Below are 17,578 nucleotides of genomic sequence, written 5' to 3' on the forward strand. Positions count from 1 at the left end.
ATTTAGCAATATATTATATGTGATGGTGAAGGCTCTCCTCCAGGAATGGATGCTTTTTAGGAATAAGCGATTTAAACTTACTTAACGCATTCAATACCACGAAAGTGAACAATCCCGCAAATCCGATAAAAATACCAGGTTCGATCAAACTAAACTCTGTGTACCAGTGTTCCTTTGGACCGATAGTTCCCGGCATGATCATTTGCCAATAATCTAACCAGTGACCTATGATTATAATAATAGCCATCGTTTTCAATACACTGACGTAACGTTTTGAATCACGTGACATCAATACTAATAATGGTGCAGCAAAGTTGATCACTATATTAAGCCAGAACCATGGCATAAACTGTGGCTCCCATCTTATGAAAAAATATGCTGATTCTTCCGGTATATTGGCATAATAGGTTAGCAGGAATTGAGCAAACCATAAATATGTCCAGAAAACAGAGAAAGCAAACATAAATAAGCCCATGTTGTGTAAATGGTCTACGGTGATCCATGACATATAACCTGCTTTTCTCAGATAGATGATCACTAATGTCATCGCTGCAAGACCGCTTACCCATAAACCGGCAAGGTTATACCAGCCAAACATTGTAGAAAACCAACGTGCCTCTAATGACATGATGGTATCAAATGCAAATACCGGTATGCTAAACCCAAATAATACCAGGAATACTGCTGATATTGCGAAACTTTTGTTGTAAAACTTCATGCCGCCCAGATCATCTTCGTTATTTGAATATTTATGAAGCAACCAGCCAAATATGCTATAGCAAAGCAGCATAGCAAAAATACGGGCTAAAAAGTATGGTTTGTTCAAATAACCTTCTTTACCTGCGATAACGTGATCGTATATACCGCTATCTTTCACATGCAGATCATGTGTTGCCCAACGGGCGTATAGATAAGGCTGTATGTGATCTTTTCCGTCAATATTTACCGTATGTGTAAATGATAATCCGCATACGATAATGATAAATAATATGATCGCAGCTATTGGTAATATCTTTCCAAATGCTTGTGGTATACGTAATATAGAGGCCGACCAACCCGCCTGCGCAACGTATTGTATAGCGCAAAACATGATACCTGCTGCGCAAACACAGGTAAAATAATACCCATTCAATAAGAGATTATCAAATGTTTGCTCCGTATTGGTCAATAACCCGGCTATAATGGTAATTACACCTATAACTATAGCAATCAGGCTCCAGGATTTAACTTTCCCGGTAAACTGGTATTGCTCGTCAAAACTGTTATGAGTCTTCATCTAAATTATAATTCTTATAAAGTTTGTAAATGGTGTACATACATAATTACTTTCCAGCGCTCCTCAGGTGCAAGTTGTGAGGCATATGATCCCATTGCATTCACGCCATAAGTTATGGTGTGATATATTTTGCCATCAGTAAGGTCTTTCATAGCGCCACCGCGTGATGATTGTCCTTTTGAGTATGATGGAGGAGCCGGATATCCATGTGCTACAACCAATCCGTCGCCCTGGCCTGACATACCGTGGCATGGCGAACAAAAATGTTCAAACAATACTTGGCCATCGGCAAAATTTGCCTGGGTTTGTGGTAGCGGGCTTTTCACTTCAGTACCAGCTAATTCATATCCATCCTTTGAGTTTGGATAATCAAACGGTGTAAAACCGATTGGAATAGTACCTGCTGGCGGTTTCTGTGCAGTCTTACCATCTTTAAAATTCGGGTTAGGCTGATCGGGATCATACGCAATATGTTCGTACATATTGGGGGCGTACTCCCATCCGGTATTTCTTTTGTCTTTGCACGATGTAATTACAACCGTGGCAGCAATAGTAACAACCGCAAACCCCAATATTTTCATTTTATTCATAGCTAACATATTTTCTATCGTTATGCTTTACTTCTACTGCTCCAGCTTCTTTTAATATATTTGTGATATCCTCATGCGGGATATTTCCTTTAGCGTCTATGGCTATTACAAAACGGTCATCAGTCGCTCTGAAATCCATCACCCTTGGCGCACGGCCCGGGAAAAGGTGAGTAGAGAAGAAAAACGTTATCGTCATACCAAAAGCGGTAAATAATACTGTCCATTCAAATGTAACCGGGATAAAATCCGGAACTGCGAAGGCTGGTTTACCACCGATATTTATCGGCCAGTCATGTACCAGGAAGTAATATACCAAACTGAATATGGTTGTACCGCCCAGGCAGCCAAACATGAAGGCAGCAAATCCTAAACGTGATGGTTTAACCCCTAATTTAGCCTCAATACCGTGGATAGGCATAGGTGTATACACATCGTAAATAGGAACGCTATTTTTTTGTAATTTGTCGATCCCATGCATCATTACATCCGGATCGTCAAAAAGGCCCAATATAAATTTAGTACTGCTCATTATTATACTTTTTCATATTTTGACAGTTCAACGCTGTCAAATTTGGTTAATGATTCTTTATAGAATTCAACATGAGACGGATCAACATGTCCCTCTTCAATTAATTTCTTCTTAGCCTGTTCACTTGAGCTCTTCAATAACAATTTCACTTCGGCCATTGCTATAGATGGTGCTACCCTGATAAACAATAAGAACAAGGTAAAGAACACACCGATAGATCCGATAAATACGCTCATATCAACCCAGGTTGGATAAAACATAGCCCAGCTTGAAGGGATAAAGTCGCGGTGCAGAGAGGTTACGATGATAACGAAACGCTCAAACCACATACCGATATTTACTACGATAGAAAGCACCCATGAAATTGGAATATTGGTTCTTACCTTCTTGAACCACATCATTTGGGTCATCAATACGTTACAACCATACATCATACAACCTGCCCACCAGTAAGGACCGATAAAACGGTTTAAGAATGTATACTGTTCGTATTCGCCGCCTGAGTAGTAAGCGATAAAAAATTCTGTCAGATAAGCCACACCAACTATCGATCCTGTTAAAAGGATGATCTTGTTCATCGATTCGATGTGGAACATAGTGATGTAATTCTCAAGGCCCAACACTTTACGTGCTATAAGCAATAGTGTTTGCACCATCGCAAATCCTGAGAAAATAGCTCCCGCAACGAAGTATGGAGGGAATATGGTAGTATGCCATCCTGGTTCCAGTGAAGTAGCAAAGTCCATGGATACAATGGTGTGTACCGAAAGTACCAGTGGTGTTGAAATACCTGCAAGGATCAATGACACTGTTTCAAAACGTTGCCATGTCTTTACTGATCCGGTCCAGCCAAATGATAATACTGAATATATTCTGCGGCGGATACCGGTAGCACGGTCACGGATTGTTGCCATATCCGGCAGCAAACCTGTATACCAGAACACCAATGACACAGAGAAATATGTTGATATCGCAAATACGTCCCAGATCAATGGCGAGTTAAAGTTAACCCACAATGAGCCGTACTGATTCGGGAAAGGCAGTGAATATACAGCCATCCATGGGCGGCCCATGTGTGCTACGATATAGGTAGCTGCGCAAATTACCGCGAAGATGGTCATCGCTTCTGCCGACCTGTTGATAGAGTTACGCCAGTTTTGACGGAACATTAAAAGTATCGCTGAGATCAGCGTTCCGGCGTGACCAATACCTACCCACCACACGAAACCGGTGATATCCCAGGCCCAGCCTACTGTTTTATTTAAACCCCACGAACCTATACCATACCAAAAAGTCCAGCTTACTGCAAACACCCAAAGGCATGCAGCTAACGACGCGACCGTGAAACCTATCCACCAAGCCTTGGTTGGCATATTTTCTACCGGCCTCAAAACATCATTCGTAATTTTTGCATACGTGATGTCGTTACCGGTAATTAACGGTTCCCTTATTATTGATTCATTATGAGATGCCATATTCTATATCTCTATCTTATAATTTAAGCTTCTAACTCAGTATTAGTTGTATTTCTAACTTTTACCTGGTAACCAATACCTGGTTGTACGTTCAATTCTTCAAGCACGTAATAAGTTCTTTCGCTCTTCAATGCTTTTGAAACTTCTGAATCCGGATCATTTCTATTTCCAAACACGATCGCATTTGCAGGGCAAGTTTGCTGACAAGCAACTTTGATATCTCCGTCTTTAAGCGGACGTTTCTCAATTTTTGCTTTAAGTTTACCAGCCTGGATACGTTGAATACACATTGAACATTTTTCCATTACACCACGGAAACGAGGCACAACATCAGGATTAAGTACTAAGTGTGTATGTTCGTTGATCAGGTAGTTGTCAAAACGTGAGTCGTTCCAGTAGTTGAACCAGTTAAAGCGGCGAACTTTATATGGACAGTTGTTAGCACAATAACGCGTACCTATGCAACGGTTATAAGCCATCTGGTTTAATCCTTCAGATGAGTGTACTGTCGCCAATACCGGGCAAACAGTTTCGCAAGGCGCATGATCACAGTGCTGGCACAGCATAGGCTGGTGCACTACTGATACATGGTCAAGATCTTCCAATGTTGAAATTTCCTGCTCTTCGGTTACTTCTTTGCCCTTATCATTAAAGCTATAATAACGGTCAATACGTATCCAGTGCATTTCGCGACGGCGGCGAACCTCATCACGACCAACAACCGGGATATTATTTTCAGCGCTGCAAGCTACCACGCAAGCACCGCAACCGGTACAAGCATTGAGGTCTATAGCCATTACCCAGTTATAAGCGGGGCGTTCGTAAGAGTCCCACAAATCTTCGTATGGTTTATGTTTTCTCTCTTCGCCGCTGCTTGATGACGGATCTTTTAAATATTCTTTAAATGAAGTCTCGCGTATTACGTTACGTCCTTCAAACGAGTGGTGTGTTTGGGTTTGAGCCAATATCACATTATCACCGGTCTTTGAAATCGACGCAACCGCTGCCCCCTGGAAAGTTCCATTAATGAAAGTAAGGAACGGGAAGGCATTTTTACCTACATCATTACCCGCAGGACCTGCTTGTGTACGGCCATAACCAACAGCTACAGAGATAGTGCCCTGTGCCTGGCCTGGCTGTGATAATATTGGCAATGCAATTGAATAACCATTTGCATCGATAGTAATCACATCACCCTGTACATGTCCCAGCTTTTTGATATCAGTTGGAGACATGGCAGCAAAGTTGTCCCATGTTACTTTTGATACCGGATCAGGCAATTCCTGCAACCATGGGTTGTTTGCACGTTTACCATCGCGCATAGCAACAGTTTGGTATAATTGCAATTCAAATTTACCAGCTGAAGTTTCCAGCTTATTGCCCTGGTTAATGATAGTTTGAGCAACACCATTCAAATCACGGCTGAAAGTATAAGTACCGGCTGGTTTATCTTCTACTTTTATAAAACCTGTTTGTAATAATGTTTCCCATCCTTTTTGACCGGATAATCCGCCTTTTGACAGCAGGTTTTTATCCCAGTTATTTCTTACGTAAGTATAATATTCTTTAACAGCATTATCAGACCATAATAATAAGCTTTGTTCAGCCTGACGCGTATTGTATACCGGGTTGATGGTTGGCTGTACTACAGTGTAATATCCTTCCAATACATTACTATCACCCCATGATTCAAGGTAATAATGATTTGGTGCTGCTACATTACAAAGTGCCGCAGTTTCATCACTACGTTCTGAGAAAGATATTTTTAAACGAACTTTCTTCAGTGCATCCTTTATAGCGGCGCCGTTATGATAATCATAAGCAGGGTTTGCATTCAGGAACATAACTGCGTCAACCTCGCCACGGTTCATTTCTTTTACAAACTCAGTATAGTCATGATCATTACCTGCATATTGATTAGAGTAATTATCAAGATCAATTGTAGTACCATAGCTGCCCAACAAAGAGTTGATAGCATTAACCAATACCTGCGTAGCGACGTCATTTGAACCTGATACCACTAAAGCTTTACCTTTTGCTGTCTGTAATTCTTTGGCAGCGATGGTAATGGCTTTATCAGCAGTAACGTTATTTAATTTTTTAGTTCCTGGTAAAGTAGTACCGGAAATCTGATTGTATAAATTAACTAAAGCAATTCCTTCTTCTGATGGCTTAACCGGGATACGCACATCGGCGTTTGTACCGGTAAGGCTCATACCCGTTTCAAACTGGATATGACGAGACATCTTTTTGCTTTCGAGCGATTTGTTGTTACGGTTCTGAACATACTGGTTCATGAACTCAACAGGTGAAATCCAGGTACCAAGGAAATCTGCTCCGAAACTTACTATAACGTCAGCTTTATCAAAACGGTAGTGCGGCAATACTGCTTTACCAAAGCTATTTTGGTTTGCCTGTATAATACCGGTATAAGAAACCGCATCATAAGTAACATGTTTTGCGTTTGGATAAGCTGCAATAAAATCAGCTATTACAGCTAACGTAGAAGGGCTGTGGATAGTTGATGAAACGATCCTGATCTGTTTGCCACCGGCTTTGATCGCAGTTAATTCATTTTTAACAAAAGCATCAACCTCATCCCAGGTAGAATCAGCTCCCTTAAGAACCGGATTCTTTAAACGGCTGTAATCGTACAGGTCCAATACGGAAGCCTGTGCTTGTCCGCTTAAGCCACCTTTTGATAACAGGTCATTAGGATTACCTTCTATTTTGATCGGCCGGCCTTCGCGGGTTTTTACCAGGATGGCGTGTCCTTCATAGGTCGAAACATAATAGTTTGCTATACCCGGAGTTACTTCTTCAGGTTTGATCAGGTAAGGGATCGATTTATGTACAGGAACTTTCTGACAAGCAGCCAGCGTAACTGCACCTACACCAAAACCCAATGCCTTTAAAAAGTCACGACGGGGTGTTTTAGCCATTAAGCCACCACCGCTCAAAACTTCTTCAATCGGAATAGGCTCGGCAAATTCGTGTTTATTTTTCTCAACAAATTCCGGCTCGTTGTTTAGTTCTTCTAAACCTTTCCAGTATTTTTTATTGCTGTCCATTTAAGCTATATAAACTGTAATGTTTTTTCAAATAATTATTAATAATGGCACTTGCCGCACTCAATACCGCCCATCATGGCTTCAGTTACTTTTTGGCCATCTCTGATCATTTTGTGCACTGCTTCCATTTTCTCATAGTAAGCGTTGCCTTTGATATTGATCTCGGTACGTTTGTGGCACTGAATACACCATTTCATTGTAAGTGGTGAGTATTGATAAACCTCTTTCATGGTTTCAACCGGTCCGTGGCAAGTCTGGCATTTTAAGCCCTGAACTTTCACGTGCTGTGAGTGGTTGAAATAAGCAAAGTCTGGCAGGTTATGAATACGTATCCACTGCATAGGGTGCGTTTTGGTACTGTCATATTTCTGCGTTGCAGGATCATATCCTAAAGCATCATATATCTTATGTATCTCCGGCGACTCTGTCTTTACTACCTTATGGCAGTTCATACACACATTCAACGAAGGAATTGAAGCATTCTTTGACTTGTAAGCACCTGAGTGGCAATACTGGCAATTGATTTTCATTGCCCCGGCATGCAGGTCGTGAGGGAATTTAATTGGTTGAACCGGCTGATAACCTGTGTGCACGTTAGTGTTCCACAATGTAGTCCATGTCCAGCTTCCTAAAGCTATTGTACCGCAAAGGATAACAAAGAATACGAATTTCTTATTCTTGGCTAACCTCTTTACCAATGCATAACGATCAGCAGGAACAACAACTTCAACAAGTTCTTCTTCCAGTCCAAGACCTTGTCTTTTTAACAGCAAACGCTCTAAAGTGCCAATTACCTTGTTCAGCACCAGTATAACTAAAAAAGCAACGATGATCACACCGATCAGACCGAAGATCACAAGGTCACTTGGACCTGATTCTTCAGCTTTGGCTGTGGCAGCACCGGCAGCAGGAACAGCTGCCTGCATTTTCTTATACTCTGTACGAACATAAGAGATAATGTTAGCTACATCCCCGTCAGACAAATCTGCAAAAACAGTCATGCCTGATTGATTGTAATCGTTATAGATCTTAAGCGCCTTAGGATCCTTAGCAGCGATCAACGCCTGGTTGTTCTGGATCCATTTGGTCAGCCATTTGTCGTCGGTTTCAGACTGCATTTGCGGGCCTAATGCCGGACCAATCAACCGCTGATCAAGCTTATGGCAGGTGGTACATTTCGACTTGAACAGGGCCTCGCCTTTGGCAGCGTCTCCCTGGGCATAAGCAGAGAATCCACAAATAGCAAGTCCGGCTACCAGTAAAACCGACCTTGAAAATTGTTTTAAAATCAATGAGATACTTCTCATAAAGTGTATTTATGCTAAATAATTTTTATTTATATGTTTGAAAATCGACAAAGATGGATGCTTTTTATCCGCTTTTTCAGCCACAAAAGTAAAATTTATTACAGTATGGCTGACAAATTAATGACAGTTATATATAATTTATAATCGTTCTAAATAAATGCAAAAACATACTTTAAAGTTGTAATTTGGCTCTTTTTTAGTAGGTGGAATCAATCAGGTTTGATAATACAATATTACCTTTTTTTTGAAATATAATTATTGTTTTAATATCCATGCAAAAATTAGCGGTACCACAATGGTTGCATCAGATTCTACTATGAACTTTGGTGTGTGAATGTCCAGTTTTCCCCAGGTTATTTTTTCGTTCGGTACAGCTCCTGAATAAGAGCCATAAGAGGTAGTCGAATCCGATATCTGGCAAAAGTAGCTCCAGAATGGTATATTCTGCATTTCCATATCCTGGTAAAGCATCGGTACCACGCATATCGGGAAGTCACCTGCAATACCTCCGCCTATTTGGAAAAAGCCGATGCCCTTACCTTCAGAGTTCTTCACATACCAATCGGCAAGCCAGGCCATATACTCAATACCACTTTTCATGGTTGTAGGTTTTATCTGCCCTTTTATCACATACGATGCGAAAATATTTCCCATTGTTGAATCTTCCCATCCCGGTACTACAATCGGAAGATTTTTTTCAGCCGCTGCCAGCATCCACGAGTTTTTAGGATCGATCTCATAATATTGCTCCAACTCGCCGCTAAGCAATATCTTGTACATAAACTCATGCGGGAAATAGCGCTCACCTTTGTCATCTGCGTCTTTCCATATTTTATGGATATGTTTCTGCAGGCGTCTGAAGGCTTCTTCCTCTGGTATACAGGTATCAGTTACACGGTTATAATGATTTTCAAGCAAATCCCATTCGTCCTGCGGACTAAGGTCGCGGTAATTCGGCACACGTTTATAGTGCGAATGTGCTACCAGATTCATAATATCTTCTTCCAGGTTAGCGCCGGTACAGGAGATAATATCAATTTTATCCTGGCGGATCATCTCGGCAAGGGATATACCTAATTCGGCAGTGCTCATTGCGCCTGCAAGTGTTACCATCATTTTGCCGCCTTCGGTCAAATGGGTCTCATATCCTTTAGCTGCATCCATTAATGCTGCAGCATTAAAATGCAGATAATTTCTCTCAATAAACTGCGAAATTGGTCCTCGTGTAGTGCTCATGGGATTAGCGGTATTAATTTGCTGCAAAAGTAGGTATTTTGTTTAATCTGCTGTTTTAAATTCAAAATTAGCAAACTGACAGAACAACTATGCAGAATTTGAGTTTATCTTAGCGGCATTCTGATCTATGAAAAAAATCCTTACCCTAATTATATTTCTATTCTGCATACACCACGTAAAGGCACAGGTAAAATGGCTGCCAAAGTTTGTTCAGAAAATGTATTTTGATAATGACAGCACAAAGCACAGCAGTTTTGTGGTGTTACCTGTGTTAAGTTCTGCACCAGAGACCGGGCTGGAAGTTGGAGGCGCAGGGCTATATTCCTTTTATACCGATACAACGAGAGGAAACAATACCAAGGTCTCCAATATTTTTGGTTATGCCACGATTACCACCAAAGGCCAGAGCCGTTTTAGTTTGAGCAATACTTATTGGACACCGCAAAACACCTGGCATATTTATTCAGCGATCAGTTATACACATTTTCCATTTAATTTTTATGGGATAGGCAACAATACCAGTAAGGCCGATGGTGAGCTGATAGATGAAAAACGCTTTAAGTTGAATTTCGATGCCGAAAAAATGGTGACCAAAAACTTCTATGCCGGTGTAGTAGCCGGAGGCTTTAATTACAAATATGCCAATGCTGACTCTACTAGCACCTTTTTTGAAACTAATCCGCAAGTCCAGGACCAGTCAGGTGGTGCGAGCGTTTACATAGGCCCAAGCCTGATATACGATACCCGGGATAATAATACCTACACCACCAGGGGTATAATCATTACGGCATATTATAATCTGATGCATGGCATTTTGAGCAATAATAGCTACGTGGGAGGATTTTTTAATATAGAATATTCACAGTTTTTTAAGCTAAGCAGAAAACTGATATTAGGCCTGGATATACAGGAACAAAGTCTTACCGGCGGGCGTTCACCATTCTATTTGTTACCCACATTAGGCAGCGACGAAATGATGCGTGGTTATTATAATGGCCGTTACCGCGACCGGAACTTTATAGCAGGCCAGGCCGAATTAAGATATCGCGTTTGCAACCGTATCGGAATTGTAGGATTTTTAGGCACAGGTGAAGTTGCCCATAGCAGTTTTAGTTTCAACTCACTTAAACCTGATTACGGTGGTGGTTTACGCTATTTCTTTGATACCGAAAAAGGACTCAGCATCCGCGCCGATTACGGCATCGGCGAAAAAGTACCAGGCGAATCACGTCAAAGCGGATTTTATATTGGACTTGGGCAAGCGTTTTGATGTGTCTGAAACAGAATTCTCAGAATTAAAGAATTAACAGAATTCAAACTCATAAAATTCGGGCAATTCTGCAAATTCAAAAAATCCGGTTCAGAATTTGGTTCAAGGTCTATTTATTTCAAATTCTTTTTCTCCATAAATGACGTCACTTTCGGTCAGGCCCTGAACTATTATCTTAAATGGGCCAGTTATATCGCTCGTATAAAAACTAAACTGTACATTGTTTTTTGAATTAATATAAATTAAGTGTTTCCAATAAATAGTCGAAAAATAGTCCGGTGCAGAAAGGCTAAATTGAGAGTAGTCGGAGCCATAAAATTCTTTGCTGTAATAGATGCCATTTACGGTCAACATTGACAAAGGCGGTAATAAGGGGCATCCTTTATAAACTATTTTGACGCCATGACTATTATAGTATTCCTCCCCTATAACCGGCATTCGGTTGTCCGCCTCATGAGGGTGAACTACACAATTAAGGAAATCGTAACGACAAACGTAATCGCCACAAGAATTCGACAGGTCTACGGCCTTCAGCGGCTTATCGAATTGATCGTCCTTGAAGACTTTTATGGTTACTCCTTTTAAATTGATCGTATGTTCAAAACCATTTATTATATCATTATCACCAGTTGAGTTGGTCGTTGCTGGTAAATTATAAATAAGTGGCTGGAACTCTTTAACCAGGGTATTATTAATTGAGTCAAAAGGATCTTTTATCGCTATTGAATACCCTTTTTCGGATCTATCGTTTAGCAACAAATGAATTTTTTTGTCTTGCGCGGTGATCATTTTTTTAATACCCAAAGAAAATTCCCCGTTTTTATTCGTCGTAATGAAATTGCTTGCAGAATCTGCCATTACTAATATCTGCGTAGATTTATTGACGTTTTTACCATTGTGCGTAACCACGCCGTTGAAGGCCGAGATAACCTGCATTTTGTTTACGGTATCCGAGGACTCCGTTTGCATCATTTCCTGCCAGGTAAATCGTCTCCAGCCCTTAATTAACAATACTTCTTCTAAATAAATCCTGTCAGCCTTACTCTGACCCATGTAGCTTTCTTTTAAGGGGATATCGTCCAGGTCATGTTTCAAATAAAAGTAGCTCTCGATGTCGTTGACTTTTTTCGTATCAATTCGGCTACTTTGAACACAGGCTACCGATACCCCTCCTTTAACCACAACAGAGTCCGCCGAAATGAGCTTCAACCGTACGCTTACTTTCTGCCTGGTATTATATTTTGGTTTATCGATCAATATTTTTATCGGTATGCGTGTATCGTAATGCGCAAAAAATATTCTTTCGATTAGCGGCCTTTGCATGCTATCCAAAATGGTTACGGAGTTCAGACCTTTGGGAACATCTTTTAAATTAATCAAAACTGTTTTTCCAGCTCCATTCAGTTCAATGGGGATATAAAAGAAAAACTGCCGGTAATTATGAATCATTAAAAAGAACTTTCCGGGAGATTTGCTCACTAACCTGATTTTGAGCGAGTCATTTGCTATCGAATTATCGACGTTGATTACCGGCCCACTCAATAATATTGAGGGCAAAGCGTAAACTGTGTCATTACCGTTACCGCCTATCTTAACTTCATATTTACTTCCAACAAGCGGGATCAATTTAAATTTACCCAATCCATACCTGTCGGTATGAACAGTATCAATGGGAACTTTATCTTTATACAAAATTCCATCGATTTCTAAAGGCATACCAAACGAATTCTTCGCTTCCCAGCCAATAATACTTTTAGTCGCATGTACCAGATTACCTCCTTCAGGATAAAATTTTACAGAATACCTGTTTTTTATTACAGGTAAAGCCATCTGTAAAGTCTTGATTTCTTTATTGTAGCTGACCTCTGCAGTTAAAATATTTGAGCCTGCATTGATTTTATCGATCGGAATTGAAAGCAGGTATTCTCCATTCTTATCGGTCTTTATTTTATTAGACGATAGTGCCTCAGAGTTTCCACCCAGATGAAAGAAGATTTCCGCGCCTGGCAATGGCAGTTTCTCTTTATTTGCGACCTTTATTTGTACCCGCCGGTATGCCCCAATCGGTGATTGCACTGAATCTACAAGATTTAAGGACGCTAAAATGCCGGAAGCAGACGTCGCTTTAATTGTGATAGGTTGAACGAAGCTGTCAATAGGCTTATCGGTAGCCAAAACATTATTATAGAGTAAAAAGCTGTAGTTGCCTGGAGGTATCGTATCAGGGATCAAGACATTTCCGAACGACAATCCATTTTCCATCACAAACCGTTGTTTAAGGACAATTGATTTTTTGTTGTCATTTACTAACAGTACTGAAAGTACCGTTGGGTTATTATTTTTCTCAGTATTCAGAAGATAAGCAGTAAACCAAACATTCTCATTATTTACATACACGTTTTTATCAAAGTGTGCAAATAACATGGAAGGTGACTTTGTGAGCTGATAAAATTTTAATTTTGAAAGTAAGGAATCAATATTTTGTTCGCCTGCTTGACCAAACAAACAGGACGTGTTCAACGATAAATAAATTAGTGTGATACAAAGTTTATAGATGGTCGTTTTCATATAGGCCACGTGCATCAATCTGTTTTAACCGAATGAATTTTTTAATTTAAAATCTATTGTAAATTCGATTTTTTAAGGGATTTTCAAGATGACTCCATTGGGAGAAAATAAGTGGGAATTATGACAATAATTCCAATATTGTATAGGTTGGCAACGTAGGTCATAAAATAGGCTGGTTAGGGTAATATAATTATTGAAGTTATAAGTAATATTCTTCAATAACTACCCGTAAAAACACCCATTTTTCAGAAAACGACGAATACGTATGTTAGGTATTTCAAAATCTGCATTGATGAACCGCTAAGCCGTATGTTATGAAGCAATTCGCTTTTATTGGGGTTTACTTCAGTTAGCATAATAGTTTAGTTTGGTTGATTCGGTTAAGTTGCATTTTTTTGTTCGAAATTTAGAATGCAAGAATTATAGTTGTGCTTCCTTTGATATTGATGCGCCAATGATTAGATAATTAAGTTTCTTCTCAATAAATCTTTTCCCAGAACCCTATACTTTGGGGACTTATTACAATATGTTCACTTTTCTGAAACGGTATTATAAAATCACTTTCAAAATGCTTTAGAAGTTCTTTTACACCTTGGCTTTCGATTGAATATCCCCCGATATTATTTGTTTCATTAAAAGCATCAACAAGTTTTATTATAGTTTCCGATTTATCGTCATTTTCTTCACAGACCAGGGCGTATGAAAAATTCTTGGAACTATCCTTGAGTTTGATTTCAATATCCCGGTAGCTAACATCAAGATTACTGCTATCACGAATTGATATCTTATAAGTTAAGTAAGGATTTGACTCTGAAAAGAACTGTAAAAATTGACCAATTTGTTCGATGCTGCCTGAGAATTTGTACTCCTTAATTGGTGGATATGTGGCACTGACACCGCCAACAAAATATACACATGTCCCAACAAAACCTAATAATATTAATCCGCAGACAATAGCAGTAATTTTTCTCATATAATAATTAGTCCATTTGCATATCAGCATATTTGCACATCTGCACATCATTAAATTTTTATCAAAAAATCCTCCTTCACCTGTCCCCTTTTAAAATACACCAGTCCTATCCAAAACAAGTCTACCGTAACTGTTACCTGCGGATTCGCTTTGATAATTTCCCAGGCTTCTTTCATGCCTTCGCTCCAATAAATATCATCGAAAATCAGCAGCGTGTTTTCGTGTACTTTAGGCAGGCACCATTCAAAGTATTTCAGGGTGGCATCCTTTTGATGATTACCGTCAACAAAAACAAAATCCAGTTGATCAAGGCCGTCGATCACACCCGGTAGCGTATCATCAAAATTTCCTATTACTTGTTTGATACTATTTATGTCAGCTTTATCGAAAACGTCCTTAGCCACTCCTGCCGTTTCAGGACAGCCTTCAAGAGTAAATAGTTGGGCATTTGGTGCGGCATTTTGTAAATATAGCGATGTTGTGCCCAGGCAGGTGCCTAATTCAATAATATTGCGTGACTGCAGGTCCTGCACTAACCGGTAAAGCAATTGTGCCAGTTTAGGTGGCTTCAAAGCATTGCGCGCAATGTCACTTATTTTCTTTTGTTTATTGTTGTTTACGTGTGAGCCAGCCCCCAAATCGGTTACAGTTATCACCTGATTGTCAGAAAGCAACCCGGTACGTATGCTTTCTATTTCATTGTAAATATCTTTGTATTTATAATCGTAAATAACCTCATCCACCAGCCTGTAAACAAAAGGCGAATGTAACCCATGCCTGCTTTTTCCGCGTATACGGTGCAGCAGGTAATCCTTCGCGAACCTGAAATTTAACATGGCTGTAAAATTAGAAAAGGTTTAGTATTTTAGACTTAATATATGTTAGACCCTAAAGTAATTAATTCGCTCATACGTTTGCTTGACGATCCGGACAGGGAAATATTTGAGCATATACATGATAAACTTGTTTCCTATGGCGGCGAGGTGATAGAATACCTCGAATCTGCATGGGAACAGGCTTTTGACCCGATACAACAAGAACGCATAGTCGACCTTGTACACGAAATACAGTTTGGCCTGATGAAAGAGGAATTGAAGCTTTGGTACCAGGGAGGTGCATTTGATCTGCTGCAAGGCGTGATCACCGTTAATAAATATCAATATCCCGATCTGGATGAGCAAAAATTGATCAACCAGATCGAAGCTATCAAACGCGATATCTGGCTGCAGATGATCTACGATGGCAGCCCGTCCGAGCAGATCAAACTGATCAACCATGTGTTTTACAATATTCATGGTTTTAGCGGAAATACCTCCAATCACCAGGACCCACAGAACAGCTTCCTGAGCCAGGTGCTCGAAACAAAAAAAGGCAATCAGATATCATTGGCCATTATTTATTCTATCATCGCCCAAAAGCTGGACATACCTGTTTATGGCGTAAACCTGCCGCAGCACTTCATTTTAGCTTATGTGGATGAAACGATGGAGACAGAATTTGAAGGCGGCATCCTGTTCTACATCAATGCTTTTAACAAAGGCTTTATTTTCGGTCGCCGGGATGTGGACATGTTCCTGAAACAACTGAATCTAAAAGCTGAAAAGCAGTTTTATGAGCCTTGCTCTAACGCGGATATCATCAGGCGGGTACTGCGTAATTTGATTAGTGCTTATGAAAACCTGGGCTCTGCTGAAAAGGTGGCTGAGTTAAATGAGTTGTTGGAGATAATGACCGGAGATCACCATTAATTACTCTTTAATTACCCTTGGCCTTAATTTCAGCTATCACCGGCTTTGATAACTATTTTTAATTCCGTTAGGAATAACCTGTTTATAGAATAACGCCACCAGGATATTTTAGGCTCCATATTCCAGGTGCCTCCTTTATACAGCCCAGATTTATAATCCAACCCAACGAGGAAAAGATTGCGGAGTTGAATGAGATGTTAAGGATATTAGGCTAGCAATAGTCACTTGCTTGCTAAATTTCGTATTATCGCAATGCTTGTATTCAAAGCAATTGCAAAAACCAAAACTGATATCACATACACGTTTCGTTTATAATTAAACTCCTTTGCTTTCAAATAGTCATACTCTCTTAGCCTTTCCTTATACATTTTATTTTTTGAAATTGACCAGTAAGGAATAATAAGTGCTGGCAGGCCACAAAAGGCTATAAATGCCATTCCTGATAATTTAATTCCAAATAAAAGGGCAATCTGTAACAACCCGGATAGAACTAAAAGTGTAATTAAATATAATAAATTGATTGCATTGCTCTGTGGTGTATTCTTCTCTCCCCAATTATAGGCGCTCCAATAAGCTGAAAAATATAAATACCACCAATAATGTCTTATTCCTTTTAAAATATTAAAACCCATTCTCATTCAACCAATTTGCAGCCCAATCAAACCAATGATCTTTGTTTTTGGGGTTGACCATTCCGAACCCATGCCCGCCCTCCTCGAATAAGTGCATTTCGGCTTTTACTTTATTATTCACCAACCCATCATAAAACATAATACTGTTTTGAACAGGCACGGTGTTATCATCTTCGGCGTGTATCAAAAAACATGGTGGAGTATCTGTTGTGATTTGTTTCTCGTTCGAGTACAAATCAATCAATTCCTGTGACGGGTTTTTACCGATCAGGTTTTCGCGAGAGCCTGAATGAGCAAACGGTCCGAAAGTAATTACAGGGTAGATCAGCATTGCAAAATCTGGTCGCAAACTGATATTTGAGGTATTTGCTATTACTGCTTTTTTAAAATGTGTCGCCAGAGTTGATGCCAGGTGCCCTCCGGCAGAAAAACCGATAATGCCTATTTTATCAGGCTTTACACCCCACTCTGAAGCCCTTTCGCGCACTATTTGTATTGCCCTCTGTGCATCCTGCAACGGCCCTATGGTTTTATCCACCATAATCTCATCACTCGGCAAACGGTATTTTACAACAAAAGCGGTAACGCCAATTTTATTAAATTCTCGTGCGATATCAGCTCCTTCGTAGGTTACTGTCAGGTTGATATAGCCACCTCCCGGAAACACAATAACAGCAGTGCCATTGGCTTTATCCTTTGCCGGAAAATAAGGTGTAATGGTTGGATCCGTCACTAAACTAACACTATACCCTTCCCGCTTTTCCACATAAGTAGTCGGCGCCTTTTTCGAATTAGGGACACCATTAGGGTATAAAAGAATTGGCTTTTGCTCTTGTGCAAAAAGCGACTGCGAAACCATTGCCAGCATAAATATAGCTCCTAAACGATTGAACATAGTATAAA

The 17,578-nt window shown here is 40.0% G+C and carries 14 protein-coding genes; 2 read left to right on the plus strand and 12 right to left on the minus strand.

All coding sequences use genetic code 11. The features are described 5' to 3' along the window. Positions 1–13 precede the first annotated feature (13 nt). The 7 genes from ACPPVU_RS22920 to ACPPVU_RS22950 form a co-directional block, all read right to left on the minus strand. Complete coding sequence (locus ACPPVU_RS22920; RefSeq protein ID WP_426669062.1) at positions 14–1,276, minus strand: quinol:cytochrome C oxidoreductase; 1,263 nt, start codon at positions 1,274–1,276, stop codon at positions 14–16. Between the two features lie 14 nt (positions 1,277–1,290). Next, complete coding sequence (locus ACPPVU_RS22925; protein ID WP_426669063.1) at positions 1,291–1,875, minus strand: c-type cytochrome; 585 nt, start codon at positions 1,873–1,875, stop codon at positions 1,291–1,293. After that, a complete protein-coding gene (locus ACPPVU_RS22930) occupies positions 1,859–2,395 on the minus strand; it encodes a DUF3341 domain-containing protein (RefSeq protein WP_426669064.1) in 537 nt (178 codons plus the stop codon). The genes ACPPVU_RS22925 and ACPPVU_RS22930 overlap by 17 nt, the downstream gene beginning before the upstream one ends. Positions 2,396–2,397: 2 nt before the next feature. Then, positions 2,398–3,870 carry an NrfD/PsrC family molybdoenzyme membrane anchor subunit gene (nrfD, locus tag ACPPVU_RS22935; protein ID WP_426669065.1) on the minus strand — a complete coding sequence of 491 codons (1,473 nt, stop codon included), beginning with the start codon at positions 3,868–3,870 and terminating at the stop codon, positions 2,398–2,400. Positions 3,871–3,893: 23 nt separating this feature from the next. Beyond that, a complete protein-coding gene (locus ACPPVU_RS22940) occupies positions 3,894–6,941 on the minus strand; it encodes a TAT-variant-translocated molybdopterin oxidoreductase (RefSeq protein WP_426669066.1) in 3,048 nt (1,015 codons plus the stop codon). A gap of 38 nt (positions 6,942–6,979) precedes the next feature. Next, entirely contained in the window at positions 6,980–8,248 is a 1,269-nt protein-coding gene (locus tag ACPPVU_RS22945; protein WP_426669067.1) for a c-type cytochrome, read from the minus strand. A gap of 255 nt (positions 8,249–8,503) precedes the next feature. Further along, positions 8,504–9,484, minus strand: a complete 981-nt coding sequence (locus ACPPVU_RS22950) for a deoxyhypusine synthase family protein (protein ID WP_426669068.1) — start codon at positions 9,482–9,484, stop codon at positions 8,504–8,506. Between the two features lie 127 nt (positions 9,485–9,611). Between ACPPVU_RS22950 and ACPPVU_RS22955 the strand changes: the two genes are divergently transcribed. Continuing rightward, the gene (locus tag ACPPVU_RS22955; RefSeq protein ID WP_426669069.1) at positions 9,612–10,754 is read left to right on the plus strand and encodes a polymerase; all 1,143 of its coding nucleotides are present in this window, start codon (positions 9,612–9,614) and stop codon (positions 10,752–10,754) included. A 102-nt stretch (positions 10,755–10,856) separates the two neighbouring features. Here the strand turns inward: ACPPVU_RS22955 and ACPPVU_RS22960 are convergent, their stop codons facing one another. From ACPPVU_RS22960 to ACPPVU_RS22970, 3 genes are all read right to left on the minus strand, one after another. Beyond that, positions 10,857–13,178 carry a hypothetical protein gene (locus tag ACPPVU_RS22960; protein WP_426669070.1) on the minus strand — a complete coding sequence of 774 codons (2,322 nt, stop codon included), beginning with the start codon at positions 13,176–13,178 and terminating at the stop codon, positions 10,857–10,859. A 622-nt stretch (positions 13,179–13,800) separates the two neighbouring features. After that, positions 13,801–14,295: a hypothetical protein gene (locus ACPPVU_RS22965; protein WP_426669071.1), complete on the minus strand. Its 495-nt coding sequence runs from the start codon at positions 14,293–14,295 to the stop codon at positions 13,801–13,803. Positions 14,296–14,345: 50 nt separating this feature from the next. Further along, positions 14,346–15,131: an O-methyltransferase gene (locus tag ACPPVU_RS22970; RefSeq protein WP_426669072.1), complete on the minus strand. Its 786-nt coding sequence runs from the start codon at positions 15,129–15,131 to the stop codon at positions 14,346–14,348. A gap of 42 nt (positions 15,132–15,173) precedes the next feature. Here ACPPVU_RS22970 and ACPPVU_RS22975 point away from each other — a divergent pair, with 42 nt between their 5' ends. Next, positions 15,174–16,043, plus strand: a complete 870-nt coding sequence (locus ACPPVU_RS22975; RefSeq protein ID WP_426669073.1) for a transglutaminase-like domain-containing protein — start codon at positions 15,174–15,176, stop codon at positions 16,041–16,043. 221 nt (positions 16,044–16,264) lie between these two features. Here the strand turns inward: ACPPVU_RS22975 and ACPPVU_RS22980 are convergent, their stop codons facing one another. Both ACPPVU_RS22980 and ACPPVU_RS22985 read right to left on the minus strand, forming a co-directional pair. Then, entirely contained in the window at positions 16,265–16,675 is a 411-nt protein-coding gene (locus ACPPVU_RS22980; protein ID WP_426669074.1) for a hypothetical protein, read from the minus strand. Further along, the gene (locus ACPPVU_RS22985) at positions 16,665–17,570 is read right to left on the minus strand and encodes an alpha/beta hydrolase (RefSeq protein WP_426669075.1); all 906 of its coding nucleotides are present in this window, start codon (positions 17,568–17,570) and stop codon (positions 16,665–16,667) included. The genes ACPPVU_RS22980 and ACPPVU_RS22985 overlap by 11 nt, the downstream gene beginning before the upstream one ends. Between the last annotated feature and the right edge of the window lie 8 nt (positions 17,571–17,578).

This window comes from Mucilaginibacter sp. McL0603, from assembly GCF_049992945.1.
Classification (GTDB): domain Bacteria; phylum Bacteroidota; class Bacteroidia; order Sphingobacteriales; family Sphingobacteriaceae; genus Mucilaginibacter.